The 26,736-nt window shown below is 70.5% G+C and carries 18 protein-coding genes and 1 pseudogene; 12 read left to right on the top strand and 7 right to left on the bottom strand.

Features of this window, described 5'->3' with window-relative positions:
- The first annotated feature begins 210 nt into the window (after window positions 1-210).
- From ACQEVM_RS01805 to ACQEVM_RS01790, 4 genes and pseudogenes are all read left to right on the top strand, one after another.
- The gene (locus tag ACQEVM_RS01805) at window positions 211-1,113 is read left to right on the top strand and encodes a M24 family metallopeptidase (RefSeq protein ID WP_433073906.1); all 903 of its coding nucleotides are present in this window, start codon (window positions 211-213) and stop codon (window positions 1,111-1,113) included.
- Window positions 1,110-2,891 carry an SDR family oxidoreductase gene (locus ACQEVM_RS01800; protein ID WP_433073903.1) on the top strand — a complete coding sequence of 594 codons (1,782 nt, stop codon included), beginning with the start codon at window positions 1,110-1,112 and terminating at the stop codon, window positions 2,889-2,891. The genes ACQEVM_RS01805 and ACQEVM_RS01800 overlap by 4 nt, the downstream gene beginning before the upstream one ends.
- 53 nt (window positions 2,892-2,944) lie before the next feature.
- Window positions 2,945-3,103 (top strand): annotated as a pseudogene (locus ACQEVM_RS01795) (metal-dependent hydrolase); the annotation flags it as partial.
- Between the two features lie 10 nt (window positions 3,104-3,113).
- Window positions 3,114-4,028: a MerR family transcriptional regulator gene (locus tag ACQEVM_RS01790; RefSeq protein ID WP_433073900.1), complete on the top strand. Its 915-nt coding sequence runs from the start codon at window positions 3,114-3,116 to the stop codon at window positions 4,026-4,028.
- Window positions 4,029-4,131: 103 nt separating this feature from the next.
- Here the strand turns inward: ACQEVM_RS01790 and ACQEVM_RS01785 are convergent, their stop codons facing one another.
- A complete protein-coding gene (locus ACQEVM_RS01785) occupies window positions 4,132-5,118 on the bottom strand; it encodes an aquaporin (protein WP_433073897.1) in 987 nt (328 codons plus the stop codon).
- Window positions 5,119-5,252: 134 nt separating this feature from the next.
- On the opposite strand from ACQEVM_RS01785, the gene ACQEVM_RS01780 reads away from it, so the two are divergent.
- The 3 genes from ACQEVM_RS01780 to ACQEVM_RS01770 all read left to right on the top strand — a co-directional run bounded on the left by ACQEVM_RS01780 (window position 5,253) and on the right by ACQEVM_RS01770 (window position 10,913).
- A complete protein-coding gene (locus ACQEVM_RS01780; RefSeq protein WP_433073894.1) occupies window positions 5,253-5,792 on the top strand; it encodes an RNA 2'-phosphotransferase in 540 nt (179 codons plus the stop codon).
- Between the two features lie 127 nt (window positions 5,793-5,919).
- A complete protein-coding gene (locus ACQEVM_RS01775) occupies window positions 5,920-7,866 on the top strand; it encodes an HSP90 family protein (protein WP_433073891.1) in 1,947 nt (648 codons plus the stop codon).
- Window positions 7,863-10,913: a tetratricopeptide repeat protein gene (locus tag ACQEVM_RS01770; RefSeq protein WP_433073888.1), complete on the top strand. Its 3,051-nt coding sequence runs from the start codon at window positions 7,863-7,865 to the stop codon at window positions 10,911-10,913. The genes ACQEVM_RS01775 and ACQEVM_RS01770 overlap by 4 nt, the downstream gene beginning before the upstream one ends.
- A 118-nt stretch (window positions 10,914-11,031) precedes the next feature.
- Here ACQEVM_RS01770 and ACQEVM_RS01765 read toward each other — a convergent pair whose 3' ends face one another.
- Window positions 11,032-11,934, bottom strand: a complete 903-nt coding sequence (locus ACQEVM_RS01765) for an LLM class flavin-dependent oxidoreductase (protein ID WP_433073885.1) — start codon at window positions 11,932-11,934, stop codon at window positions 11,032-11,034.
- Window positions 11,935-12,102: 168 nt separating this feature from the next.
- Here ACQEVM_RS01765 and ACQEVM_RS01760 point away from each other — a divergent pair, with 168 nt between their 5' ends.
- Complete coding sequence (locus ACQEVM_RS01760) at window positions 12,103-12,978, top strand: Cof-type HAD-IIB family hydrolase (RefSeq protein WP_433073882.1); 876 nt, start codon at window positions 12,103-12,105, stop codon at window positions 12,976-12,978.
- A 79-nt stretch (window positions 12,979-13,057) separates the two neighbouring features.
- Here ACQEVM_RS01760 and ACQEVM_RS01755 read toward each other — a convergent pair whose 3' ends face one another.
- The 4 genes from ACQEVM_RS01755 to ACQEVM_RS01740 form a co-directional block, all read right to left on the bottom strand.
- The gene (locus ACQEVM_RS01755; RefSeq protein WP_433073879.1) at window positions 13,058-14,794 is read right to left on the bottom strand and encodes a sensor histidine kinase; all 1,737 of its coding nucleotides are present in this window, start codon (window positions 14,792-14,794) and stop codon (window positions 13,058-13,060) included.
- Between the two features lie 14 nt (window positions 14,795-14,808).
- Entirely contained in the window at window positions 14,809-18,387 is a 3,579-nt protein-coding gene (gene cydD, locus ACQEVM_RS01750) for a thiol reductant ABC exporter subunit CydD (RefSeq protein WP_433073876.1), read from the bottom strand.
- A gap of 71 nt (window positions 18,388-18,458) precedes the next feature.
- The gene (cydB, locus tag ACQEVM_RS01745; protein ID WP_433073873.1) at window positions 18,459-19,460 is read right to left on the bottom strand and encodes a cytochrome d ubiquinol oxidase subunit II; all 1,002 of its coding nucleotides are present in this window, start codon (window positions 19,458-19,460) and stop codon (window positions 18,459-18,461) included.
- An 18-nt stretch (window positions 19,461-19,478) separates the two neighbouring features.
- The gene (locus tag ACQEVM_RS01740; RefSeq protein ID WP_433073870.1) at window positions 19,479-20,984 is read right to left on the bottom strand and encodes a cytochrome ubiquinol oxidase subunit I; all 1,506 of its coding nucleotides are present in this window, start codon (window positions 20,982-20,984) and stop codon (window positions 19,479-19,481) included.
- Window positions 20,985-21,173: 189 nt separating this feature from the next.
- On the opposite strand from ACQEVM_RS01740, the gene ACQEVM_RS01735 reads away from it, so the two are divergent.
- On the top strand, window positions 21,174-21,542 hold the full coding sequence (locus ACQEVM_RS01735) for a cyclophilin-like fold protein (protein ID WP_433073867.1): 369 nt from the start codon (window positions 21,174-21,176) through the stop codon (window positions 21,540-21,542).
- A 98-nt stretch (window positions 21,543-21,640) separates the two neighbouring features.
- Here the strand turns inward: ACQEVM_RS01735 and hisC are convergent, their stop codons facing one another.
- A complete protein-coding gene (gene hisC / locus ACQEVM_RS01730) occupies window positions 21,641-22,723 on the bottom strand; it encodes a histidinol-phosphate transaminase (protein ID WP_433073864.1) in 1,083 nt (360 codons plus the stop codon).
- Window positions 22,724-23,084: 361 nt separating this feature from the next.
- Here hisC and ACQEVM_RS01725 point away from each other — a divergent pair, with 361 nt between their 5' ends.
- The 3 genes from ACQEVM_RS01725 to ACQEVM_RS01715 all read left to right on the top strand — a co-directional run bounded on the left by ACQEVM_RS01725 (window position 23,085) and on the right by ACQEVM_RS01715 (window position 26,691).
- Entirely contained in the window at window positions 23,085-24,200 is a 1,116-nt protein-coding gene (locus ACQEVM_RS01725; protein ID WP_053684018.1) for a LacI family DNA-binding transcriptional regulator, read from the top strand.
- A gap of 237 nt (window positions 24,201-24,437) precedes the next feature.
- Entirely contained in the window at window positions 24,438-25,730 is a 1,293-nt protein-coding gene (locus tag ACQEVM_RS01720; protein WP_433079759.1) for a metallophosphoesterase, read from the top strand.
- A 148-nt stretch (window positions 25,731-25,878) separates the two neighbouring features.
- On the top strand, window positions 25,879-26,691 hold the full coding sequence (locus ACQEVM_RS01715) for a hypothetical protein (RefSeq protein WP_433073861.1): 813 nt from the start codon (window positions 25,879-25,881) through the stop codon (window positions 26,689-26,691).
- Window positions 26,692-26,736 lie beyond the last annotated feature (45 nt).

The following is a 26,736-nucleotide window of genomic DNA, read 5'->3' as shown; positions in this document are numbered from 1 at the left end:
AGTGGCGCGGGCCGCGCGGATCGTCAGACCAGGAGCCGGATCCCGTCTCCGCCTTGAGGACTACAGGACCCGCCCAAAGGCTGATGTGGACCGGACAAGTTTGTCCACAGGTCCGTGCACGGGCCTTGACGTGATCGCCGGTCATTGTCACATTCATCAGTGTCAAGTTACGGGCGCGTACGGCTACACGGACACGGACGGACGGCTGGCATGGCTGGGGAAACCAAGCAACGCACGACGCGACGCTCCGCATTCACCGGAGCGACCGGGGCCGCGGGAGTCGCCGGGCTCAGCGCCGAACTGCGCGGATTCAGGGAGGTCCAACGCCTCGCCTACGAGTGCGCCGAAGCCGTGGCAGCGCAACTCCGGCCGGGCGTGACCGAGCGCGAGGCGGCGCGGATGCAGCGCGAGTGGCTGCGCGAGCGCGGCGTGCGGGACTGGTTCCACATGCCGTTCGCGTGGTTCGGGGACCGCACGGCCTTCGCGAACTTCAAGATCCCCCTGCAGTTCTTCCCGACGAACCGGAGGTTGGAACCGGGGATGCCCTTCATCCTCGACATGGCCCCGGTCCACAAGGGCTACGCCGCAGACGTCGGCTACTCGGGGAGCCTCGGTCTGCATCCCGTCCAGGACCGCTTGATGGCGGACCTGCGACCGCACCGCGAGCTGATCCTGAGCCAGGTCCGCGAGCGCCGGTCCCTGCGCGAGATATACGAGAACGTCGAACGACTCATGACCCGGCAGGGCTACGCCAACCGCCACCGGGCCTATCCCTTCGGCGTGATCGCCCACAAGCTGGACCGGGTCCGGGAACGGCGCTGGTCACCGACCGCGTTCGGGTTCGGCACCCAGTCCCTCAAGGGCCTGGCGAGCGACGCCCTGCACGGCCACCGCGAGGGCTGGTCACCCCTGTGGAGCCCCTACCACTTCTCCGATCACGTGCCGCGGCCCGGCCTGTGGGCGGTGGAGCCGCACCTGGGCTTTCGTGGGACCGGCGCGAAGTTCGAGGAGATCCTGGTCGTCACCGACTCCCGGGACCCCGAGGAAAGCGCCTTCTGGTTGGACGACGATCTGCCGCACGTGCGGCGCTGGGCTGAGGAGAAGGCGGCATGAGCGGCATCGGCGGAACGGGTCTGGAAGGCGCGCGCGAGCGCCGGGTGAGCACCGGCGGGATCGAACTGTGCGTCGTCGAGCTGGGGGAGGTGGACCGGCCGACCGTCGTGCTGGTGCACGGCTACCCGGACAGCAAGGAGGTCTGGTCGGAGGTCGCCCGGCGGCTGGCCGAACACTTCCACGTGGTGCTGTACGACGTACGGGGCCACGGCCGCTCGTCGGCCCCCGTCCCGCTGCGCGGCGGCTTCACCCTGGAGAAGCTGACGGACGACTTCCTGGCCGTCGCCGACGCGGTGAGCCCGGACCGGCCGGTGCACCTGGTCGGACACGACTGGGGCTCCGTACAGGGCTGGGAATTCGCGACGGTCTCCCGCACCGAGGGCCGGATCGCCTCGTTCACCTCCATGTCGGGGCCCTCCCTCGACCACTTCGGGCACTGGATCAAGAAGCGGATGGCCCGGCCCACCCCTCGCCGGGCCGCCCAACTCCTCAACCAGGGGGCGAAGTCCTGGTACGTCGCCATGCTGCACACTCCGGTGCTGCCCGAGCTGGCCTGGCGCGGACCGCTCGGCAAGCAGTGGCCCCGGATCCTCCAGCGCATGGAGAAGGTCCCGGCCGGCGACTACCCGACGGCGTCCCTGCCCTCGGACGCCGCGCACGGGGCGTGGCTCTACCGCGACAACGTGCGGTCCCGGATGCGCAGGCCGCGCGCCGACGCCTACGCGCACGTACCCGTGCAGCTGATCACGCCCACCGGGGACGCGTTCCTGTCCGAGCGGCTCTACGACGAACTCGAACTGTGGGCTCCTGACCTGGTACGACGCACCCTGCCCGCGAAGCACTGGGTGCCGCGCACCCGACCGGATCAACTGGCTTCCTGGATCACCGAGTTCGTCAACGCGCGCGAGGAACCGGCGGCGCGGGCCCCGGAGCACAAGGCCCCCGGCCGGTACGCCGACCGGTTCGGCGGCCAACTGGTCCTGGTCACCGGCGCGGCCAGCGGCATCGGACGCGCCACCGCCTTCGCCTTCGCCGAGGCCGGGGCCCGGGTCGTGTGCGTGGACCGGGACGCGGAAGGCGCGGCGCGCACCGCCGACATGGCCCGCCTGGTGGGAGCCCCCCAGGCCTGGGGCGAATGCGTGGACGTCAGCGACGAGCAGGCGATGGAGAAGCTCGCGGAGAAGGTCGCCGCCGAGTACGGAATCGTGGACGTCCTGGTCAACAACGCCGGGATCGGGCTCTCCGGATCGTTCCTCGACACCAGCGCCGAGGACTGGAAGAAGGTCCTCGACGTCAATCTGTGGGGTGTCATCCACGGCTGCCGGATCTTCGGCAAGCAGATGGCCGACCGCGATCAGGGCGGTCACATCGTCAACACCGCCTCGGCCGCCGCCTATCTGCCCTCCAAGACGCTGCCCGCGTACAGCACCTCCAAGGCCGCCGTGTTGATGCTGTCGGAGTGCCTGCGCGCGGAACTCGCCTCGAAGTCGATCGGCGTCTCGGCCATCTGTCCCGGCATCGTCAACACCAACATCACCGCCACCTCCCGCTTCGCCGGCGTGGACGAGGCCGAGGAGAAGCGCCGGCAGGAGCGCTCCTCGCGCTTGTACGGCCTGCGCAACTTCCCGCCGGAGAAGGTCGCGGACGCGATCTTGCTGGCCGTCGTGAAGAACCAGGCCGTGGTGCCGGTGACACCCGAGTCCAAGGGCGCCCTGTTGTTGTCCCGGCTCGCGCCGGGCGCCCTGCGACGGATCGCGAAACTGGAGCCCCGTCTGTGAACGGGCCGGAACCCGGGGGTGAGCGGCAGGGCGACGGGGCCGCGCGGACCCCGCCGACGCGGAGAGAGCGCGGCAGGGCCATACCCCGCTCACTGTGGCGGTCGTACCATCCCTCGCAGGAGGGCTCGCTGCGCAGGGCGGTGGAGTACCTGGCGGCGCCACCTGCCGCCCGGACCGCGGCGGGCGCGGTCGGCCGAGCCCCCATGTCGTAGGGAGCCGGGATTGTCCGATCAGGCGGTAGCCGAGTACCGGATCGAGGATCTGGCGCACCACAGCGGCGCGACGGTGCGCACGATCAGGGCGTACCAGGACCGCGGTCTGCTGCCGAAGCCGGAGCGACGAGGCCGTTCGAACGTCTACCGGGACACGCACCTGGCGCGACTGCGCCAGATCGCGGACCTGCTGGACCGCGGATACACGCTGGCCTCCATCAAGGAGTTGCTGGAGGCGTGGGACGCGGGGCGCGGGCTGGGCGGCGTCCTGGGCCTGGTGGCCGAGGTGCACGGGCCGTGGACCGACGAGGAGGCGGACCGGATCAGCCGGTCCGAACTCAACGAGCGGTTCGGCGGACGACCCGACGACGACGCGGTCGGCGAGGCGTGCGAGCTCGGGGTGCTGGAACGCATCCCGGGCCGCCCGGACGAGTTCCTGGTGCCGTCCCCACAGGAACTGGCGGTGGCCTCGGAGCTGTACGCGGCGGGGGTGCCGCTCGTGGCGATCACCGGCCATCTGCGGGAGTTGCGCGGGCAGGTCGAGCACATCGCCTCGCGCTTCCTGGAGTTCACCACCGAGCACGTCTTCGCCCGCTATCTGGGGCACGTCCCGCCCACGGACACGGACGCGGCGGAAGCGGCGTCGATGGTCCGAAGGCTGCGGCCGCTGGCCCAACAGACGGTGGACGCGGAGCTGGCACGGGCCATGAGGCTACTGGCCACCCGCCACCTCCAGCAGCACCTGGGCGCGGCCGGGGCCGCGCAGCCCTCCGGGCCCACCCCGGTGGCGTTGCCGGCAGCGACGGTACGGGCGGTGCAGGAGCTGGTGGGTCCCGACCATGTGGCGGAGTTCGTCCGGGCGGCGACGGAACGGGAGATCCAGGCCCGGACCATGAACGAACTGGTCGGCAGGAGCGGCCGGTAGTACTCGATCAGTAGTCCACAGGGCGAATCGCCCCCTTGCCTGCAAAACCGACTGAATCGGCTGTGGACAAGTCAAGTATTCCTGTGGGCAACCCTTGCCGGTCTCAAGCAGTGATACCCAGCCGGGTGCCGGGGCGGGCAATATCGGCCATCTTCGTCTCCGGCTCGATCCCCGCTCCGCCGGTTCCGGGCCGGGCGTCGCGCCGCCCTCCGTCGGGGCCCGCGCCGGACGTGGTGTCCGTCGCGGCGTCCGGACCCGCCCCCTGCCCGTCGTCCGGCCCCGCACCCGATCCCGCGTCCGATCGGGCGTCCGAACCGGCTGCGCGCCGGGCACCGTGGTCGGCGCGGTCGGCGCGGTCGGCGCGGTCGGCGCGGTCGGTGCGGTCGGTGCGGGCGGTGCGGTCGGTGCGGGCGCTGCCGTAGAGCACCCCGGCGAGGGCGAGGCCGATGATCCCGCCCAGCAACTGGGCCGCCACGAAACCGGGCAGCGACTGCGGGGCGATCCCGGTGAAGGAGTCGCTGAAGGCGCGTCCGACGGTGCCCGCGGGATTGGCGAAGGAGCCCGACGAGGTGAACCAGATCGCGGCCGCGATGTACGCGGCGACGGCGGCCGGGATCAGCTTGGCCCGGCCGATCCGGCCGAGTCCCTGGATGACCAGTACCAGCCCTGCGGTGGCGACGATCTCGCCGATCAGCAGGTGCCCGCCCCCGCGGACCCGGGTGGCGAAGGTCCCCGGCATCCGTCCGAACATGGCCTCGGCGAGGAGCGCGCCACCGATGGCGCCCACGGTCTGGGCGGCCGTGTAGACGAGGGCGTCCCTGCCGTCGACCCCCTGCCCTCCGGTGCGACGGGCCCACCAGGAGGTGAGCGTGACCACCGGGTTGAGGTGAGCGCCCGACAACGGCCCGAAGAGCGTGATGATCAGGCCGAGGCCGATGGCGGAGGCGAGCGAGTTGGCGACGAGGGCGACACCGGTGTCTCGGCTCAGGGCGGCCGCCTGGATCCCCGAACCGATCACCACCACGAGCAGGCCTGCGGTACCGATGAGCTCGGCGGTCGCACGACGTGGCAGCGAAGCATCGATTGTCATGATTTCTCCCCCAAGGACGGCAACTCAGCGGAAAATGTATTCCGTATCCTGGAAATGCGATAGAGGGAGTCCAGGTTCGGCGGCCGGGCCGAAAATCACTGCCGCGAAGGCTCGCGACCCGGCACGCTGGGGCCATGGATGACAGACGCACCGTGAAGGTGTCCAAATACGTCTCGAAACACCTGCGACACCAGCCGGAACGAATCGGACTGGTGCTCGATCCACACGGGTGGGTGGAGATCGACGACCTCCTGAACGCGGCGGTCGGCCACGGGTTCCCCCTCACCCGGACGGAACTCGACCACGTCGTCGCGGCCAACGACAAACAGCGCTTCGCCATCGACGGCACCCGCATCAGGGCAAGCCAGGGACACACGGTCGCCGTGGACCTGGACCTCCCCGAAGCCGAACCGCCCGCGTACCTCTACCACGGCACCGTCACCGCGGCCCTCGCCGCCATCCGCGCCGAGGGCCTGCGCCCGATGGCCCGTCACCACGTCCACCTGTCCCCGGACCGGGAGACCGCGACCAGGGTGGGCGCGCGACGCGGCCGGCCGGTCGTACTCAGCGTGGACGCGGGCGCGATGCGGGCGGCCGGACACGTGTTCCGGATCAGCGCCAACGGCGTGTGGTTGGTGGACGCCGTACCGCCGGAGTTCCTGCGCTTCCAGTGACGCGGGCCCACACAATTCACAGGGAAAATGTCAGATCATCCCCCTAACCTGTTCCCACTCCGGGATCGGTGAGGGGGGCACCTCGCGATCGCCGAACCATCCATGCGAACACGTGAGGTGACGCCCCATGACGCCCGAATCCACGTCCGAATCCACTCCCGAAGCCGCATCCGACGCCCCGTCCGACGTCGCATCCGGCGCCGCATCCGAAACCCCGTCCGAAGCCCCGACCGAACCCGCGGTCAACAGCTTCCAGGTCGACCTGCGCGGCCTGGTGGACCTGCTCTCCCACCACCTGTACTCCAGCCCGCGCGTCTACGTCCGCGAGCTGCTCCAGAACGCCGTCGACGCCATCACCGCCCGCCACGCGCACCAGCCCGACGCACAGGCCCACATCCGCCTCACCGCCTCCGCCGGCCGTGTCACCATCGAGGACTCCGGCATCGGCCTGACCGCGGCCGAGGCCCACTCCCTCCTCGCCACCATCGGCCGCAGCTCCAAGCGCGGCAACGGCGGGATCGAGGAACAGGGCCTGGAGGACACCCGCCGGCAGTTCCTGGGCCAGTTCGGCATCGGACTGCTCGCCTGCTTCGTCGTCGCGCGTCAGATCCGCGTCGTCACCCGGTCCGCACGCGACCCCCTCGCGGCACCCGTGGAATGGCTGGCCACGGACGACGGTTCCTACACCGTCCGCGAGCTTCCCCACGAAGCGCGCCCGGAACCCGGTACGACCGTCCACCTGGAGACCCGCCCGGGCGCCGAGGAATGGACCGAGCCCGCCAGGGTCGAACGGCTCGCACGCGACTACGGCTCACTGCTCCACCACGACATCACCTTCGACGACGGCGAAGGCGGCGAGCCCCGCCCGATCACCGATCGCCCCGCGGTGTGGGACCGCTCCTTCCGCACCCCGGCCGCCCGTCGCGTCGCGCTCGCCGGACACTGCGCGCAGCTCTTCGGTTTCACCCCGCTCGACAGCATCGACCTCGACCTGCCCGTTGCCGGCGTGCGCGGAGTCGCCTACGTCCTCGCCGAACCCACCAGCCCCGCCCACCGGGCCGGACACCGGGTCCACCTCAAGGGCATGCTGCTGACCGACCAGGCCGACAACCTGCTGCCCGAGTGGGCCTTCTTCGTCCGCGTCGTGCTCGACACCGACACCCTGCGGCCCACCGCCTCCCGCGAGAACCTGTACGACGACGAGACCCTCGCCGCGGTCCGCGAGGCCCTCGGTGCCCGGATCCGTGCCTGGCTCGCCGAACTCGCCGCGAGTGACCCGGAACGGCTGGCTTCCTTCCTCGCCGTCCACCACCTCGGCGTGAAGTCCCTGGCCCGGCACGACGCCGAACTCCTCGGCCTGATGCTGCCCTGGTTGCCGTTCGAGACCAGCGAGGGGTCTATGAGCCTCGAGGAGTTCGCCGCCGCGCACACCGACATCCACTTCACTCGCACCGTCGAGGAGTTCCGCCAGATCGCCCCGATCGCCGCGGCCCACGGCCTCGGCGTCATCAACGCCGGCTACACCTACGACGCCGACCTGCTGGCCCTCCTTCCCGCCGTACGACCCGAACTCAAGGTCACCGAGCTGGACGCCGGCGCCGTCACCGAGCGACTCGACCCGGTCCCGACCAGCGTCGAACTGGCCCTCGCCTCCTTCCTGTCCACCGCCCGCACCCGGCTCGAACCCCAGAGCTGCGACGTGGTGCTGCGCGCCTTCCAGCCCGTGTCCGTCCCCGCGCTCTACCTCGACGACCGGCAGGCCCGCCAGGAACGCGACCGGACCGCGGCCCTCGACAGCGCCGATTCCCTGTGGACCGGCATCCTCGGTGCCCTGCGCGGTTCCGCGCCGCGCGCCCGCCTGGTCCTCAACCACAACAACCCCCTGATCCGCCGCATCGCGAACCTCCCCGACACGACCCTGACCGCGACCGCCGTCGAATCGCTCTACGGCCAGGCACTGTTGATGTCCCAGCGACCGCTGCGCCCCGCCGACTCCACCCTGCTCAACCGCGCCTTCCTGGGCCTCCTGGAATGGGCGACCCACTCCATCGAAACGCGGGAGAACGAGAAGTGAGCAACATGACCCCGGAGGAGATCCGGAAGGCGCTGCACGAGAACCACCTCCTCCCTCACGGCGCCGCACGCAACGCCCAGGCCGAGGCACTCGCCGCGGCGGCCGAGGTCTGCGGTGACCGGGCCCTGTTCCGGAACGCGCTGGTGACCCTGATCGACGCGTACGAGTACAGCTCGGAACGCACCCGCATGATGGTCCCCTTCGCCCGGCTGCTCCAGGAGTACGACCGCGATCCCGGCACCTTCGACCGGGGCGAGGCCCACTCCCTCTTCTGGCGCTTCAAGTGGGTCTCCGGCCAGATCATCAACTCGCCCGAGATCCCGCTGTCTTCCGCCGCCGGCTATCTGGAGGACATGGAGCGTCGCTACCGCCTCGCCGGATACAGCGAGCGCGCGGTGCGTCAGTCCGAGTACTACCTGGCGGACGCCATCGGCGACGACGAGCGCGCGGAGCGCGCGGTCGCCGCCTGGCAGGCCGCCGAGCGCGACGAGATGAGCGACTGCCACGCCTGCGAGACCAACAGCCAGGGCGCGTTCTGGGCCACGAAGGGCGACGACGCCAAGGCGATCGAGATCTGGGAGCCGGTGCTCGCGGGGAAGCAGACCTGTCGGGAGGAACCGCACCGGGTACTCGCCCGATCCTTGCTTCCCCTGCTCCACCAGGGCCGCTTCGACGAGGCCCGCGCCCATCACCTGCGTGGCTACCGACTGGCGCGCGGCAACGAGAGCCTGCTGCGCTCGATCGGCCAGCACATCGAGTTCTGCGCCCTCACCGGCAACGAGGCACGCGGACTGGAGATTCTCTTCGACCACGACACGCACCTCAAGCCGCTCACCGACGTCAAGGCCCAACTGGACTTCCACGGCGGTGTGCTCGTCCTGTTGGAGCGGCTGGCCACGCTCGGCCACGGCGCCGGGGCGTCCGTTCCCTACGAGGGATCCGCCCGCTCCGTCGACGAGCTGTACGCCGTGCTGCGCGCCGGCTGCCTGGACATCGCGCACCGGTTCGACGCGCGCAACGGCAACAGCCGCGTGTCCGACCGGTTCCTCGCCCGGCTCGGTCGGGCCCCACTGGTCGACGTGTTGCCCCTCGGAGTGCGCAGTTCGGCGCTGCCGCAAGCCGCACCGACCGCTGCCCCGACGCCCATCCCGGCCCGGACGCCCGTCCCGGCCGACCCGGACACCTCGGTACGTGCCGGCGTGGACGCGTCGGCGGCGCGGGCCCGTCGTGCCCGCGAGCAGGGACACCCGGGGGCGGATGCGCTCTGGTCCGAACTCGCCGCACGCGTGGCGGCCCTCGCCGAGTCGGAGGTGGATCCGCTGCTCTCCGCGGACCTGGCGGACCACCGGGCCGTCTCCGCGGCTCGTGCCGGAGCCCCCGAGGCGGCGCAATTGCTGGCAGCCGCCCGGGACCGCTACCGGACCCTGGGACAGGCGGAGCGCGCCGCACTGGCGGAGCTGCGCCTGGCGGGCGTCGCCGCACAGACCGGGGCGGATCCGGCGGAGACGCGGAGGCTGCTCGCGACGGCCGTCAGAGCCGCCGAGGCGCTGGATCCGGCCGACCCGGCACGGGCCCTCCGCGTCGCACGCGCCGAGCTGACCACGATCCGACTCGAACCGTATCTGCGGTCGATCGAGGCCACCCACGAGCACGACGAGTCCGGGCACGACCACGAGCACGAGCACGAGCAGGATCACGGCCACGCCGCACTGGCCGCCGAGCTGGACTCCTTCATCACCTCGTACGTGGGGGCGTTGCCCGACGTGGCGGCGGAGGCGCAGGAAATGCTGGGCCGGGTGATCCTCGCGCAGGGCGACCCGGAACGGGCCCTGTCGTCGCTGGCCGCGTCCGCCGACCGCGCCGTCGCGGCGGGCTACCCCTGGCAGGCGGTCGACGCCCTGGTGCTGCGGGCCGGCGTGCTGCTCTCGCTGGGCAGGCCCGAGGAGGCGGAGGAAGCTGCCCGGTCCGGACTCGAACACTCCGCCGAGCTGACCGATCCCGAGGAACAAGGCGTCGTGCGGCTCACCTTGGCCGACACTCTGCTGCGTCGACGCGACGGAGCCGAGGAGGCCGCCGAACACGCGCTGACGGCGGCGCACTGGTTCGACCAGGCGGGGCTGAGCGCGGATGGGGGCGCGCAGGCGCGGCTGCTGCTGGCTCGGGCGTACGCGCGGACCGAGCGGTACGCCGACGCTGCGGAGGTGGTGCAGTCGACGCTGCCGGATCTGTTGGAGCACGGTGAACAGCAGGCCGTCTTCGTCCGGGAGTTTCTCGGGGATCTCCTGCGCGAGGTACGGGAGCTGCCGGCCTCGGCGGAGCAGTACCTGCACGCCGCGGAGCTCACCAAGGACTGGGAGGACCCGCGTCCCCAGGCGGGCTTCGCCCAGGCTGCGGCCGACCAGCTCGCCGGCACGGAGCTGGTGCGAGAGGCGGTCGCCGCGTACGAACGGGCTCTGGAGCTGTATCGGCGCGCGGGCGGTGCGCCGGTCGCGGAGGCGAGGATCCTGCGTTCGTTGGCCTGGTTGGCGCTGCGCGAGGAGATCACCGCGGACACGGTGGCGGCGTCCAGGGCCCTGATGGACGAGGCCGCCGGAGTGCTGGAGGCGGCGTTGGCAGCCGATCCGCAGGACCCGGAGCTCTGGGCCGAACTCGCCCAGACCTGGCATCAGTCGGCCCAGGTCCTGGATCGTCAGGTCCGGGCGATGGAAGGGCCCGCCGAGGAGAACGACGACGAGGGCGGGGCGGAGAACGCTGCCTCGGCGATCACCGCGCTCGGCGAGACGGAGTTCACGGCGCTGCGATGGGAGGAGATCCGTCTGTGGGACCGGGCCGCGGCCGTCTACGCGGAGCTCGGTCACGACCACTTGGAGGACCGCTTCCAGTGCATGAACAACGCCGCCTGGACCGAACAGGAGCTGGGCCGCCCGGAAGCGGGCATCGAGCGGATCACGGCGCTGATGGAGGAGATCCGGGCGCTGCCCGAAGGCGTCCCGCAGGAATGGATGCTGCCGAACGCGGAACGGATCATCGCCCGCCTGCGGGCCTGAGGGCCTGAGGGCCGGCGCCCTGACGCCCTGCGGGACTGACACTCTGCGGTCCGACCCGTCCCGTCGCTTCATCGCGACGGGACGGGGACGGCCCTCGTGTCCGGATCCGGCAGTGGCCTCAGCCGTCGAGCTGAGCCAGCGCCTCGGTGGCGATGCGCTCGAACACGGCCTCGTCGGCGGCGAAGTCCGAGTTCGGAATCGGTGCGTGGACGACCAGTTCCGTGAAGCCCAGCTCCTGATGGCGACCGGCGAAGTCGACGAACGCGTCCACAGATCCGAGCAGTGTGTTGCGCTCCGGCGTGAACCCCGTCAGCAGGACCTTCTCCATCGCCCCGAAGTCGCGGTCGATCTCCACGCAGGCCTTCTCCAGCTTGCCGAGCTGCCCGCGCAGGGCCTCCAGCGACTGCTCGGGAGTCCCCTCGAAGACCTTCGGATCACCCGCCGTCACCCAGGCCTGGCCGTGCCGCGCCACGACCTTCATGCCGCGGGGCCCGGTCGCCGCGACCGCGAACGGCAACCGCGGCCGCTGAACACATCCGGGGATGTTGCGGGCCTCCACGGCGGAGTAGAAGGTGCCGTCCTGGGTCACCGCGTCCTCGGTCAGCAGCCGGTCCAGGAGCGGTACGAACTCGGCGAAGCGGTCGGCCCGCTCTCGTGGGGTCCACGGTTCCTGACCCAGGGCGGTCGCGTCGAAGCCGTTGCCGCCCGCGCCGATACCGAGGGTGACACGCCCGCCGGAGATGTCGTCCAGGGACATGAGGTCCTTGGCCAGGGTCACCGGGTGCCGGAAGTTCGGCGAGGTGACGAGCGTGCCCAGCCGGAGCCGCTCGGTGGCACCGGCTGCCGCGGTCAGGGTGGGAACCGCGCCGTACCAAGGGCCGTCACGGAAGGTTCGCCAGGTGAGGTGGTCGTAGGTGTACGCGGTGTGGAACCCGAGCGCCTCGGCCCTCGACCACTGGTCGCGGCCTCCTTCATGCCACGGTCGGATGGGGAGAATCACAGTGCTCAGACGCAGACTCATACAGGCGAGCGTAAGGCGGTGCCCGCGTGTTTCACGTGAAACATTCGCGGTCCCCGCGCGCCCGGGCGATGTTTCACGTGAAACATCGCCCGGGCGCGCGGGGACACCACAAAGCAGCGGGAATCCCGCACGGCAGGCCGGCCGATCTTGGTCCAGCGCCATGGGCCCATGGGCGAAGATGGAACCGTGACCTCGGCTCCCCAGCGCCCGGACGGGCCAACCCCCTCTCCCCGGCTCATCGCCACCGACCTCGACGGCACCCTGCTGCGCGATGACAAGACCGTCTCGCCCCGCACCGTCGCCGCACTCGCCGCCGCCGAGGAGGCCGGGATCGAGGTCTTCTTCGTGACCGGACGCCCGGCCCGCTGGATGGGCGTGGTCAGCGACCATGTCCACGGCCATGGTCTGGCGATCTGCGCGAACGGCGCGGCCGTGGTCGACCTGCACGCCGGCCCCGAGTTCGTACAGGTCCGGGGGCTCCCTCGGGCCACCGCGCTCACGGTCGTGGACGCCCTGCGGACCGCGGCTCCCGGTACGACCTTCGCCGTGGAACGCACCACCGGGATCAATTACGAGCCGGCTTACCCGCCGTTCTTCCAGGACCCGGGTGCCACGGTGGCCACCGCCGAGAAGCTGCTGCACGAGGAGCTCGACGACAGCGCGGAACCCGTGCTGAAACTGCTCGCGCACCATGCCGAACTGGCACCCGACGCGTTCCTGAGCCTGGCCCGTTCCGTCGCCGGCGGGTACGCGTCGATCACCCGCTCCAGCCCGACCGCCCTGCTGGAGATCAGCGGACTCGGAGTCTCCAAGGCCAGCACCCTGGCGCTGTGTTGCGCCGAGCGCGGGATTTCCCCCGCCGAGGTGGTCGCCTTCGGGGACATGCCGAACGACGTGGAAATGCTCAGCTGGGCGGGTACCTCGTACGCCATGGGCAACGCCCATCCTGACGTGATCGCGGCCGCGTCCGGCCGCACGGTCGCCAACAACGAAGACGGGGTCGCCCTCGTCATCGAGCGCATCCTGACCGAACACACCGGCTAGGAGCCGAACCGGAGGCGGCCGGGCCGGGATGCAGCCGGGCCGGCGCCGACGGCGGCACGACGGGACCGGCGCCGGGCGCTCAGAGCGGGGCCTCCCAGACCAGGGTGGTCCCGCCGCCGTCCTCGCCGATTCCCGGTCCGTACCAGCTGGCCCCGCCGAGCGACTCGGCTCGACGACGCAGGTTCCTCAGCCCGCTGCGGCGGCCACCCTCGGTGATGCCCACCCCGTCGTCCGCCACCTCCAACCGGACGCCGGGCCGGCCGTCGGTGAGGTGAACGGTGGAGTCCAGGACCACCTCGATCCGGGACGCCTCGGAGTGCCGGAACGCGTTCGACAGTGCCTCGCGGAGGGCCGCGATCAGGTTCTTGCCCACCAGTTCACCCACGACCGCGTCGATCGGGCCGAGGAATCGGTGCGCGGGCTTGAAACCGAGGGGGACGGCGGCCATGTTGATCTCTCGCAGTACTCGGGTGCGCAATCCCGAAGGGGCTTCCGCCGGGCCCTGCTGGAGGGCGAAGATCGCTGTGCGGATCTCCTGGATCGTGACGTCCAGTTCATCCACGGCCTTCCCGACCCCGTCGCTGACCTCCGGGACGAGGGACCGTCGCTGCGCGCCCTCCAACATCATTCCGGTGGCGAACAGCCGCTGGATCACCAGGTCGTGCAGATCGCGGGCGATGCGGTCGCGGTCCTCGAACACCGCGAGCCGCTCCCTGTCACGCTGGGCCTCGGCCATCATCAACGCGAGGGCGGCCTGGGAGGCGAACTGGGTCGCCAGGGTCCGCTCGGACTCGGTGAAGGGTCGCTTGCCACGCGCCCGCGGGGTGACCAACGCCCCGAGCACCCGCCCGCCACTGTGTAGCGGCAGCATCATGCAGGGACCGTACTGGCTGGTCAGCTTGCCGATCATGCGGGGGTCGGAGGAGACGTCGTCCACGAAGACGGGCTCGCCGCGCAGCAGCTTGTCCACCACCGGGCTCTCGGCGGGGATGACGACTCCGAGCGAGGTCGCCGGGTTCTCGGCGGACACGGCGACGATCTCCATCCCGCCGTCCTCGGCAGGCAGCAGCACGATCCCGGCCGCGGAGTCGGCCAGCCGGCGGGCCTGCTCGGCCACCACCGCGAGGGCGTCGTCCGCGTCCCCGCCGGACAACAGGGCCGTGGTGACGGCCACCGAGCCGTCGATCCACCGCTCGCGCTGGGTGGCGGCCTCGTACAACCGGGCGTTGCCGATGGCGATGCCCGCCTCGGTGGCCAGCACGCGGACCATGTGGACGTCGTAGTCGTTGAACTCGCCGCCGCCGTTCTTCTCGGCGAGGTACAGATTGCCGAAGATCTCGCCCTGCACCCGGATCGGGACACCGAGGAAGGTCTTCATGGGCGGGTGATGGGCCGGGAAGCCCGAGGACCGGGGATCCTTCGTGAGATCGGCGAGCCGCACGGTGTCCGGGTGGGAGATGAGTGCGCCGAGCAGGCCCCGCTTCCCGTCCGGACGATGGCCGATCTTCCGCGCCGTCTCGGCGCCGATGCCGAAGGTGACGAAGTCCGAAAGGCCGCGGCCCTCGGTGTCGACGACGCCGATCGCCGCGTAGCGGGCGTTGGCCAACTCGGCGGCCGTCTCGCAGATGCGGTCGAGGGTGGAGTGCAGTTCAAGGCCCGTACCGACCGAGCGCATGGCCTCCAGCAGTTGCGGCACCCGGGCGGTGAGCTCGGTGGAGAGGCCCTGCAGACTCCTGGTGGCCTGGGTGGCGGCCTCCAGCGGGTCGGGTGTTCCCCGTGATGGTTCCGGTGGTTCCTGAGACTCCTGCACTGACATGCCCTTGAGCCTAGTTAGTCCCCTTTATTGGGGAAAGTCGGCCTGCTGTTCCCGGCCGGCAGTGCGTCCGCCTCCCGCTCCCGCTCCAGGAGCCGCCGCAGGGGCCCCTCGACGATGGCCAGCTCCTCGTACCCACCGCGCTGTACGACCGCTCCCCGATCCAGGACGATCACCTCGTCCACCGCCTCCAGGCCGGCCAACCGGTGTGTGATCAGCAACGTGGTCCGGCCCTCGGTGGCCGCCAACAAGTCTGCGGTCAGCGCGTCCGCCGTCGCCAGGTCGAGGTGCTCGGCCGGCTCGTCCAGGACCAGGACGGGGAAGTCCGCGAGCAGCGCCCGGGCCAGGGCCAGCCGTTGGCGCTGACCGCCGGAGATCCGCTCCCCGTGCTCGCCGACGAGGGTGTCCAGACCGTCGGGAAGCCCGTCGGCCCACTCCAGCAGCCGCGCCGCGGCGAGCGCCTGCCTCAGCTGTGCCTCGGTCGCGTCGGTGCGGGCCAGGCGCAGGTTCTCACGTACCGAGCTGTCGAAGATGTGCGCGTCCTGGGCACACAGGCCCACGATCCGCCGCACGTCGTCGCTGTCGAGCGAGCGCGTGTCGACCCCGCCCAGGGTGTACGAGCCCTGGTTCTGGTCCAGGAATCGCAGCAGGACCTGTGCCAGCGTGGTCTTGCCCGAGCCCGACGGCCCGACGACCGCGACACGTCGGCCGGCCTCCAACGTCAGCTCGATCCCCTCCAAGGCGTCCCGCTCCTGGCCGAGGTGCCGGGCGGTGAGCCCCGACACCCGCAGGGGGAAGGGCGAAACGGGCATCGCGTGCGGCCGGTCCGGTTCGGCGACCGGAGCCGGCGCGTCGATGACCTCGTAGACCCGCTCGGCACTGCGGCGAACCCGCTGCCGGTACTGCACCGCGAGCGGAAGTCCGGTGACGGCCTCGAAGGCAGCCAGCGGAGTCAGCACGACCACCGCCATCGTCACCCCGGACAGCCTGCCGTCGACCACGGCGTTCGCGCCGAAGAGGGCGGCGACCACCACGGTCAGACCGCACACCAGGGCGGACAGTCCACCGCCGAGCCCCGTCGCAACCGCGCCCCGCGAGGCGATGTCGGTCAGCCCCCGGTCGCTCGCGCGCACGGCGGCCTTCCGGCCCTCCAACGCCCCGGCGACGGTCAGCTCGGCGGTACCGGTCAGCAGGTCGGCCACCCGGGTGGCGAGCCGGCCTCGGGCGGGGGACAGCCGGCGTTCGGCGCGGCGGGCGACGGCGCCGCTGACCAGGGGCACTCCGACACCGGCCGCGAGCAGGCCGACGGCGAGCACGGCGCCGGCTTCCGGCAGCAGCCAGGCGGTGAAGGCCACCGAGCCGGTGCCGACGAGTACGGCCGTGCCGACGGGAAGGAGCCAGCGCAACCAGTAGTCCTGCAGGGCGTCCGCGTCGGCCACCAGCCGGGACAGAAGATCCCCACGCCGCTGTTCGCGCAGTCCGGCCGGGGCTATCCGCTCCAACCGCCGGAACACCGAGACCCGCAGATCGGCGAGCATCCGCAGGACGGCGTCGTGCGACACCAGCCGTTCGGCGTAGCGGAAGACGGCGCGCCCGATGCCGAAGGCACGGGTCGCCGTGACCGCCATCATCAAGTAGAGGACCGGCGGTTGCTCCGAGGCCCGAGAGATCAGCCACCCGGAAACGGCCATCAGACCGACACCGCACCCGACGGCCAGCGCGCCGAGCAACAGCCCGAGCCGGAACCGCCCCTGCCAGGCCGCGGCCACCTCGCGCACCCGCCGGAGCGGATCGCGCCCGCCCGCGTCAGTGCCCGCTTCCTTCGCGGCGCCCTCGGATGCGGCGCCGAGGATCCACTCGCCGGGATCCGCCGGTTCCGTGCCCCGAACCGGCCCCGTTCCCCGCGGGATCCCTGCGGGCGTGGGCGCGTCCGCCACCGGGGAGGGGCCCGCCGGGCCCGCCCCCACGACCACGACACGGTCGGCGACGGCCAGCAGCGCCGGCCGGTGCACCACCAGCAGGACGGTCCGCCCGATCGCGAGCTTCCGTACGGCCTCGACGACTGCGGCCTCGGTCTCCCCGTCCAACGCGGCAGTCGGTTCGTCCAGCAGCAGTACGGGCCGGTCCGCCAGGAAGGCCCGGGCCAGCGCGAGGCGCTGGCGCTGGCCGGCGGACAGTCCCATCCCGCCCTCGCCGAGCACCGTGTCCGCGCCACGGGGCAGCGCGCTCACGAACTCCCGGGCCCCGGCGTCCGTGAGGGCCTCGGCGACGGCTTCGTCGGACGCGTCCGGCCTGGCCAGTCGCACGTTCTCCGCGATCGTGCCCGCGAACAGGTGTGGCCGCTGCGGCACCCACGCGATCCGCTCCCGCCACTGCTCGGGCGCCAGGTCGGCCAGATCCACGCCCGCGACGGACACCCGCCCGGCGGTCGGCTCCACGAATCCCAGCAGCACCTGCAACAGCGTGGACTTGCCCGCGCCGCTCGGCCCGGTGAGGGCCACGCACTCGCCCGGTTCTACGACCAGAGACACCGGTCCGGGCGAGTCCTCGCCCCGGCCCTCGTACCGGACGGCCACACCGTCCAACGCGATGCGAAGCGGGGTGCCTGCCGGCGGGACGACCGAACCGCCGCCCCGCGCGACCGGGGTCTCCAGCACCTCGAAGATCTCCTCGGCTGCCGCCAGCCCCTCGGCCGCCGCGTGGTACTGCGCTCCCACCTGGCGCAGCGGCAGATAGGCCTCCGGGGCCAGGATCAGGATGACGAGTCCGGTGTACAGGTCGAGGTCCCCGTGCACGAGCCGCATGCCGATGGTCACGGCCACCAAGGCCACCGACAGCGTGGCGAGGAGTTCCAGGGCGAAGGAGGAGAGGAAGGCGATGCGCAACGTCCGCATCGTGGCCTGACGGTAGTCGTCGGTGATCTTGCGGATCGACTCGGCCTGGGCCTTGGCCCGACCGAAGACCTTCAGGGTCGCAAGGCCCTCCACCACATCCAGGAAATGCCCCGACAGCCGCGAGAGCAGCCGCCACTGGCGGTCCATCCGGGACTGGGTGGCCATGCCGATGAGGATCATGAACAGCGGGATCAGCGGCAGGGTGACGACGATGATGGCCGCCGACACCCAGTCCTCGGTGACGATCCGCGCGAGCACCGCCACCGGCACGACGACCGCGAGTCCCAGTTGGGGCAGGTAGCGGGAGAAGTAGTCGTCGAGGGCGTCCACGCCCCGGGTGGCCAGCGCCACCAGCGATCCCGTGCGCTGCCCGCTCAGCCATCCGGGCCCCAGATCGGCGGCCCGGTCCAGCAGTCGCCCCCGCAGTTCGGACTTGACCGCGGCACTGGCCCGGTGGGCGGCCAGCTCCGTGAGCCAGGCGATCAGTCCGCGCCCCAGCGCCACCGCCGCGAGCAGCAGCAGTGGCGTCCGGAGCGCCTCACCGTCCAGCCCCTTTTCGAAGGCACCGACCACGATCTCGGCGATGAGCATCGCCTGACCGACGACCAGCCCCGCCCCGGCCAGCCCGAGGGCCACCACCGCGCCCAGGAAGAGACGGGTGGAGCGGGCGTACCGCAGCAGACGCGGGTCGATCGGTTTCACGTGAAACATCCCCTCGGCAGGGTCAGGCAGGCACGGGTCCCCGGCTCGAAGAGCCCGGGACGGTCAGCGACTCAGTGCGCGTCAACGATGTGCTGCGTACCGATGCGCTTGCGGAACACCCAGTAGGTCCAACCCTGGTAGAGCACGACGACCGGAGTGGCCAGCACCGCGAGCCAGGTCATGATCTTCAGGGTGTACGGAGTGGACGAGGCGTTGGTGACGGTGAGGCTCCAGGCGTCGTTCAAAGAGGACGGCATGACGTTCGGGAAGAGCGTCAGGAAGAGCATCGCGACGGCGGAGGCGATGGTGACCCCCGACAGGGCGAACGACCATCCCTCACGGCCGGCCAGATTGAAACCGAGCGCCGCGAGCAGCGCCACGACCGCGACGGCCATGGCGATCATGCTCTTGCCGTCACCCCGCGAGACCTGGGTCCAGGTCAGGAAGACCAGGGCCAGCACGGCGGTGACCACACCCAGCCGGGTCGCCAGGCTCCGCGAGCGGTCCCGGATGTCACCGACGGTCTTGAGCGAGGCGAACACCGCGCCGTGGAAGGTGAACAGGGTGAGGGTGACCAGGCCGCCGAGGAGCGCGTACCCGTTGAGCAGGTCGAGGAAGGTACCGACGTACTCCTTGTGCTGGTCGATCTTCACGCCGCGCACGATGTTGGCGAAGGCCACGCCCCACAGGAACGCGGGAATCAGCGACGTCCAGAAGATCGCGTGTTCCCAGTTGGTCTGCCACTTGTCCTCGGGACGCTTGTGGCGGTACTCGAAGGCGACGCCACGGACGATGAGGCAGACCAGGATGATCAGAAGCGGCAGGTAGAAGCCGGAGAAGAGCGTCGCGTACCACTCGGGGAAGGCGGCGAAGGTGGCACCGCCGGCGGTGAGCAGCCAGACCTCGTTGCCGTCCCACACGGGCCCGATCGTATTGATCAGGACCCGCTTCTCCGTGCGGTCACGGGCGAGCAGCTTGGTGAGTACGCCGATCCCGAAGTCGAAGCCCTCCAGGAAGAAGTAGCCGATCCACAGGACGGCGATGAGCACGAACCAGACGTCGTGAAGTTGCATGGTGTGGTCTCCTCAGCCTCAGTACGAGAAGGCCATCGGCCGGTCGGAGTTCTTGTCGTCCCCGCCGATCTTGGTGGGCGGGTTGAGGTCGGCTTCCGTGAGTTCGGGCGGGCCGGCCTTGACGTACTTCACGAGCAGCTTGACCTCGATCACGGCGAGTACCGCGTAGAGGGCCGTGAAGACGAGCATCGACGTGATGACCTCGCCCTGCGAGACGCTGGGGGAAACGGCGTCACGGGTGCGCAGGACTCCGTAGACCACCCACGGCTGGCGGCCCATCTCGGTGAAGATCCAGCCCCAGGAGTTGGCGATCAGCGGGAAGCCGAGCGTCCAGATCGCGGTGAGCCAGTACAGACGGGTGAAGCGGGGACTCAGCGCCTTCCTGAAGAGCACCAGGTGGGGCCGTTCGTCCTCACCGGTGCGCAGGGCCTGCGGCAGCAGGAACTTGCGTCGCGTCAGCCAGAGACCGATGGCCCCGATGGTGAAGGAGGCCATGCCGAACCCGATCATCCAACGGAAACCCCAGTACGCGACGGGGACCTCGGGCCGGTAGTCGCCGGGCCCGAACTTCTCCTGCTCGGCCTTGTTCACGTCGTTGATGCCGGGCACGTAGGAGTCGAAGGTGTTGTCCGCGAGGAACGACAGCAGGCCGGGCACCTCGATGGCGACCTTGTTGTGCCCCTTGTCGACGTCGCCGTAGGCGAAGATCGAGAAGGGGGCGCCCTTCTCCCCGTCCCACAGCGCCTCTGCCGCCGCCATCTTCATCGGCTGCTGCTTGTACATGATCTTGGCGAGGGTGTCGCCGCTCACCGCGGTGAGCAGGCCACCGACCACGACGGCGATCAGGCCCAGCCGCAGCGAGGTACGCATCACCGGGATGTGGTTCTTGCGCAGCAGGTGGAAGGCGGCGATGCCCACCATGAACGCGCCCCCGGTCAGCAGGGCTGCGGTGAGGGTGTGGAACACCTGCGCCAGGGCGGTGTTCTGCGTCAGGACGAGCAGGAAGTCCGTGAGCTCGGCCCGCCCGGTCTTCTCGTTGATGCGGTAGCCGACCGGGTGCTGCATCCAGGAATTGGCCGCGAGGATGAAGTAGGCGGAGAGGATGGTGCCGATCGACACCATCCAGATGCAGGCCAGGTGGATCTTCTTCGGAAGCTTGTCCCACCCGAAGATCCACAAGCCGATGAACGTGGACTCGAAGAAGAAGGCGATCAGGGCCTCGAAGGCCAGCGGCGCCCCGAAGACGTCACCGACGAACCGCGAGTAGTCGGACCAGTTCATGCCGAACTGGAATTCCTGGACGATGCCCGTGACCACACCCATCGCGATGTTGATCAGGAAGAGCTTGCCCCAGAACTTCGTGGCCTTGAGGTACTTCTCCTTCTCGGTCCGCACCCAGGCGGTCTGCAAGATCGCGACCAGCGCGGCGAGCGAGATCGTCAGGGGGACGAAGAGGAAGTGGTAGACGGTGGTGATGCCGAACTGCCATCGCGCCAGGGTCTCTGGCGCCAGAGCTTGGTCCACGTCGTCGTCTCCTTCGTGTCGCCGTGGTCACAGCCGCAGTTTGCCTGTTGTGTACTGCTCAATACGGGACGAAGCAGGACACGCTTGTGAACGCGTTCACATTCACAAGCATTATGGCGCACATGGTTTTCGGACGCTTGAGCGGGGCCCCCCTAGCCAACGCATTCAACAGATTGTTGAATCCGCCCCATGAAGATTCGAATCTCCTGGCCCATGGGTCAGCTCACCGCGACCCTCGACGAGACCCCGACCAGCAAGGCCCTGACGGAGGCACTCCCGATTTCCGCCTCCGCCAACACCTGGGGCGAGGAGGTCTACTTCGACACCGGGATCTCGGTGGCCCTGGAACACGACGCCCGGCAGGTGGTCGACCCGGGCACCGTGGCGTTCTGGACCGATGGCGACGCGCTCGCGCTGCCCTACGGCCCCACGCCCATCTCACGCGAAGGCGAGAGTCGCCTGGCGAGCCCGTGCAACGTGCTCGGCTCGTTCGACGGCGACCCCCGCCTGTTGGCCACCGTCCGCGACGGCGACCCCATCCGCGTGGAACTCGCGTAGTCGACTCCCGCGGGCGCCCTGCCCGCCCCTGGGGCCCGTACGGCTCTTGAAGCCCGTACAGCCCTCCAGGTCCTACGCCCCCACAGCTCCTACAGCTCCTACAGCTCCTTGAGGAACGCCTCCGCCGCGTGCAGGAAGAGGTCGTTCGCCTCGGTCTCACCGATCGTGACCCGCAGGCCCTCGCCCGCGAAGGGCCGGACCACCACACCGGCCTTCTCGCAGGCCGCCGCGAACTCGGCGGTCCGCTCCCCCAGCCGCAGCCACACGAAGTTGGCCTGCGTCTCCGGGACCACCGTCCAACCCTGCGCGAGCAGCGTGGCGTGCACCCGCGCCCGCTCGCCCACCAGCGCACCGACCCGGCCCATCAACTCGTCCTCGGCCTGCAGCGAGGCGACCGCCGCGTCCTGTGCGAGCTGGCTGACACCGAACGGAACCGCCGTCTTGCGCAGCGCCGCGGCGACCGGCTCGTGCGCCACCGCGAAACCGACACGCAGGCCGGCCAGCCCGTAGGCCTTGGAAAACGTACGCAGCACGCACACGTTGGGGCGGTCACGGTAGAGCTCGATGCCGTCGGGCACGTCCGTGTCGCGCACGAACTCGCGGTAGGCCTCGTCCAGCACCACCAGGATGTCCGAGGGCACCCGGTCCAGGAACCGCACCAGCTCCGCCCGGCGCACCGCGGTACCGGTGGGGTTGTTGGGGTTGCAGACGAAAATCAGACGGGTCCGCTCGGTGATCGCGGCGTACATCGCGTCCAGGTCGTGCACGTCCCCGTCGGTCAGCGGCACCTGCACGGACGTGGCGCCCGAGATCTGCGTGATGATCGGGTACGCCTCGAAGGACCGCCACGCGTAGATGACCTCGTCGCCCGGACCGGCCGTCGACTGGATCAGCGACTGCGCCACCCCGACCGAGCCCGTGCCCGTGGCGATGTGCTCGACCGGTACGCCGAACCGCTCTGCGAGCTCGTTCACCAGCCCGGTGCAGGCCATGTCCGGGTAGCGGTTGAAACGGCCGGCTGCCGCGACGGCAGTCTCCAGGACCCCGGGCAACGGCGGGTACGGATTCTCGTTCGAGGACAGCTTGAACGCGACGGGTCCACCCGCGGCCGCAGGCTTGCCCGGCTTGTAGGTGGGGATGCCGTCCAGCTCGGCGCGCAGCCTCGGGCTCTTCTCGCTCACCGCAGGTCCTCCTCGACCGTCCCGTCGACGTCGCCGTCGACTCAATGCTGCACACCTTATGAGGATTCCGCCGATCCGAGAATGGCAGCGCCAGGATCACAGGGGGAGCGCGCGCATATATGCGCGCGCCGGTGGCCTGCGCCGTGGCGCGCATCCCCCGTGCAGGTGAGTTGCGACCGACCGGACAGCGTCCCGTTTTGGCATGCCCGTACCCGCCGACAAGCTCCACTCCCACCCCAAGCAGCCAATGACCTTCTTTTCCAAGGTCATTGGGGGTGGCGAACCATGCAGAAACGTGCCTGTCAACGCGTGCATATGCACCCAGACCAGCCGCCCCCACGAGCCCTAATATCGGCTCGCCATGACAGCAGCAGGGAAGCATCAGGTGAGCCGGACCGAGACCACCCGGCGGACCGGCGGCCGACAGGGCCGGGCCGGCATCAGAGACGTGGCCGCCGCGGCGGGCGTCTCCATCACGACCGTCTCCGACGCGCTCAATGGCAAGGGACGGCTGCCCGACGCCACCCGACGCCACGTTCGCGAGGTCGCCGACCGACTGGGCTACCGCCCGTCCGCCGCCGCCCGAACCCTCCGCACGGGCAAGTCGGGCCTCATCGGCCTGACCGTGACCACGTACGGGGATGAACCTTTCACCTTCACCGAATTCGCGTACTTCGCGGAGATGGCGAGGGCGGCGACCTCCGCCGCTCTCGCCCGCGGCTACGCCCTCGTCATCCTGCCCGCCACCTCACGACACGACGTCTGGTCCAACGTGGCCCTCGACGGCACCGTCGTGATCGACCCCTCCGACCACGACCCCGTGGTCAGCGAGCTCGTCCGCCAGGGCCTGCCCGTGGTCTCCGACGGCCGACCCGCCGGGTCGCTCCCCGTCACCGCCTGGGTCGACAACGACCACGAGGCGGCCGTACTCAACCTGCTCGACCACCTCGCCGCCGCGGGCGCCCGCCGGATCGGGCTGCTCACCGGCACCACCACCGACACCTACACGCGGCTCTCCACCACCGCCTACCTCAACTGGTGCGAGCGCGTCGGCCAAGACCCCGTCTACGAGTCCTACCCCGCCCACGACCCGTGCGCGGGCGCGGTCGCCGCCGACCGGCTGCTCGCCCGACCCGACCGACCCGACGCCGTCTACGGGCTCTTCGACCCCAACGGCACCGATCTGCTCGCCGCCGCCCGGCGCTACGGGCTGCGTGTCCCCGAGGACCTGTTGCTCGTGTGCTGCAGCGAATCGACCGTGTACGCGAACACCGAACCGCCGATCACCACCCTCTCCCTGAAACCGCGGCGCATCGGCACGGCCGTCGTGCAGTTGCTCATCGACGCGATCGAGGGAGTCGACACCGGCCGGCCCGTCGAACAGGTCGTCCCGACCGAACTGATCATCCGTACCTCCTCACAGCGCAGGCAGCCCCGCACGACCGTCAGTCCGCCGCGCTCACCAGCCCAGGACTGACCGCTCTTCCGAACGAATCGGCGGTACCGGACGCCACACCGGCGGGGCCAACGGCCCCGCCAAAGATTTCAACCACACAGATATCGGTCGAAAGTGGCAGGAAGGACCGGCGCCGACCAGGATTCACCACCCCTGGTGCGTCACAGAGCGCGAGCCGCATTCCTATGATGGGCGCACGACATCACGGACCCTCCGACCCGGAGGTCAGAGGGTCCGCAGGTGTACGGCAGCGCGACGGTGGTGGAGGGGTCGATGACTCAGGGGGCCGGTCAGGGACCCGCGATGCGGACGGACACGCTGCGAGACTTCCGCGTGCCGGTCACCGAACCCGCCCCGTACGCGGCGTCCGTCGGCTTGTCCGGCGAGCAGCCCGTGTACGGCGAGTACCCCGCGTACTACGGCGAGGGCGCGCCCGGACACGGGCAGCCCGAGTATCGGGCGGAGCCGGTGCCCCGTCCGATGGACCACGTCGCGGTGCGCCCGGAGGGCGAACACGTGCCCCACCAGCGGGTCGTCGGCGCGTACACGGGCCTCGCACCCGCCGCGTCGGACGTGCCGGACGCACCCGCGCCGGCCGAGGACGAGGACCCCGACGGCTACACGCCCACGCAGCGCGACCTGCCCATCATCGGCCGGGGCGCACAGGGCGGCCCCGGTGACACGGTCCAGATCCACTACGTCCCCCAGGAGACCGCGGCGCCCGGGCCCGGCCCGCTGTACGTCGTGGGCGACGTACACGGCTACCTGGACGAACTCGTCACCGAGCTCCAGGCCCAGAACCTCATCGACGCCGATCGACGGTGGTCCGCGGGCAACGCCCGGCTCTGGTTCCTCGGAGACTTCACCGATCGGGGCCCCGACGGCATCGGGGTCATCGACCTGGTCATGCGGCTCTCCGCCGAGGCCGCCGCGGCGGGCGGCTACTGCAAGGCCCTCATGGGAAACCACGAGTTGCTGCTCATCGGTGCCAAGCGCTTCGGCGACACCCCGATCCACTCCGGCGCCGGCACCGCCACCTTCCAGGCCGCCTGGCTGCTCAACGGCGGTCAGCGCACCGACATGGAGCGGCTGGAGGACGTGCACCTCCAGTGGATGTCGCGGCTCGACGCGGCCACGCTGGAGGACGGGCACCTGCTGCTGCATTCCGACACCACCGCCTACCTCGACTACGGCAGCTCCATCGAGGACGTCAACGACACCATCCACGAGCTGCTCAACCGCAACGACGCAGACATCACGTGGGACCTTTTCCGAAAGTTCACCAAGCGGTTCGCCTTCCGTGACGAGGAAACCGGCCCGCAGGCCGTACGGGAACTCCTGGGCACCTACGGAGGTGGCCGCGTGGTACACGGCCACAGCCCCATCCCGTACCTGCTCGGCGAGGTGGGCACCGAGGACGGCGACGAACCGCGCGGCCCCGAGGTCGTGGACGGCCCGCACGTATACGCGGACAGGCTGGCCATCGCCATGGACGGCGGGGTCACGATGGCCGGAAAGCTCCTGGTCGTACAGCTGCCTCTGCGCGACTGACCGTTCGCTGAGCGGGGTATTTCCGGAAAGCCCCTGTCACGGCGTGGCATGGTCGCTCTACCATCGCTCTATCCGTAGCAGGCTCTCCTCCGTTTGTGCCGGCGCCCGGGTCTACGCGGGCATACCGGCTTGTACGGAGCATCGGGGGATGCACATGACCAGCGCTCCGCACCTGCTCACCGAAGACCGACCGGAGTTTGATCGGCTCCTCGACGAGGCGCTGCGCACAGCGAACGAACGGCCCGAACTCGCCGCCCTGGGCGAACGACTGAACGCCGAACAGTTGCGCACCATGGCCATGGGCGCCAGCGCGATCCTGACGGCCGCGGCCGCCGCCGAGTACAACCACTTCGTGAAGGTCCGCGAGGATCTGCGCGACGAGGCCCTGACGGCCTCGGGAAGGGCCGGAGAGCACCAGGACGGCGGCCAGGACGGCGGGGCCGGAGTGAGCGCCATCGTGGCCGTACTGGCGCCGGTCCTGGCGGGCACCGCCATGCTGATCTTCCTGCTCGTGGGTTACAGCCTCAAGATGCTCGACCCCGAACCCGCTTTTGCCAAAACGATGCTGACGGCGGGTTGGCTCTTCGGCGCACTCACCGTGGCCGCACTGCTGTTCGCGGTGATCGGGCTGTTGGTGACCGCTGTCCGCAACAGCTCCACCGAGGTGGCGGCCGAGGAGACCGTGGTGATACCCGACGAGCTCTCTCGCGCGCGAGAAGCCTGGCGCAACGCCCTGCTGGAACGGGGCATCATGCCGTTCCTGCGGGACGCCCTGGCCGATCCGAGCACGCGCCCGGGCTCGCCCGTACGACGACTTCCGTCCAGCCGGATGCCCAACCTGGGTTACACCGCACCGGACTTCACGAGTCCAGGCACTTCCGGCGGAACCAGCCGACCCGGCTACTCACCGCCGGACTTCACCAGCCCGGACTTCGGAGGCCCGGAGCACGAATCGGAGTGACCTGATCGGAGGGATTCGCTCCGTAGTACCTGTTTCACGTGAAAC

It is taken from the genome of Streptomyces sp. CA-243310 (assembly GCF_050936775.1).
Lineage (GTDB): Bacteria > Actinomycetota > Actinomycetes > Streptomycetales > Streptomycetaceae > Streptomyces.
Note: the sequence above shows the minus strand (reverse complement) of the source record. Positions and strands in the feature narration are given on the sequence as shown.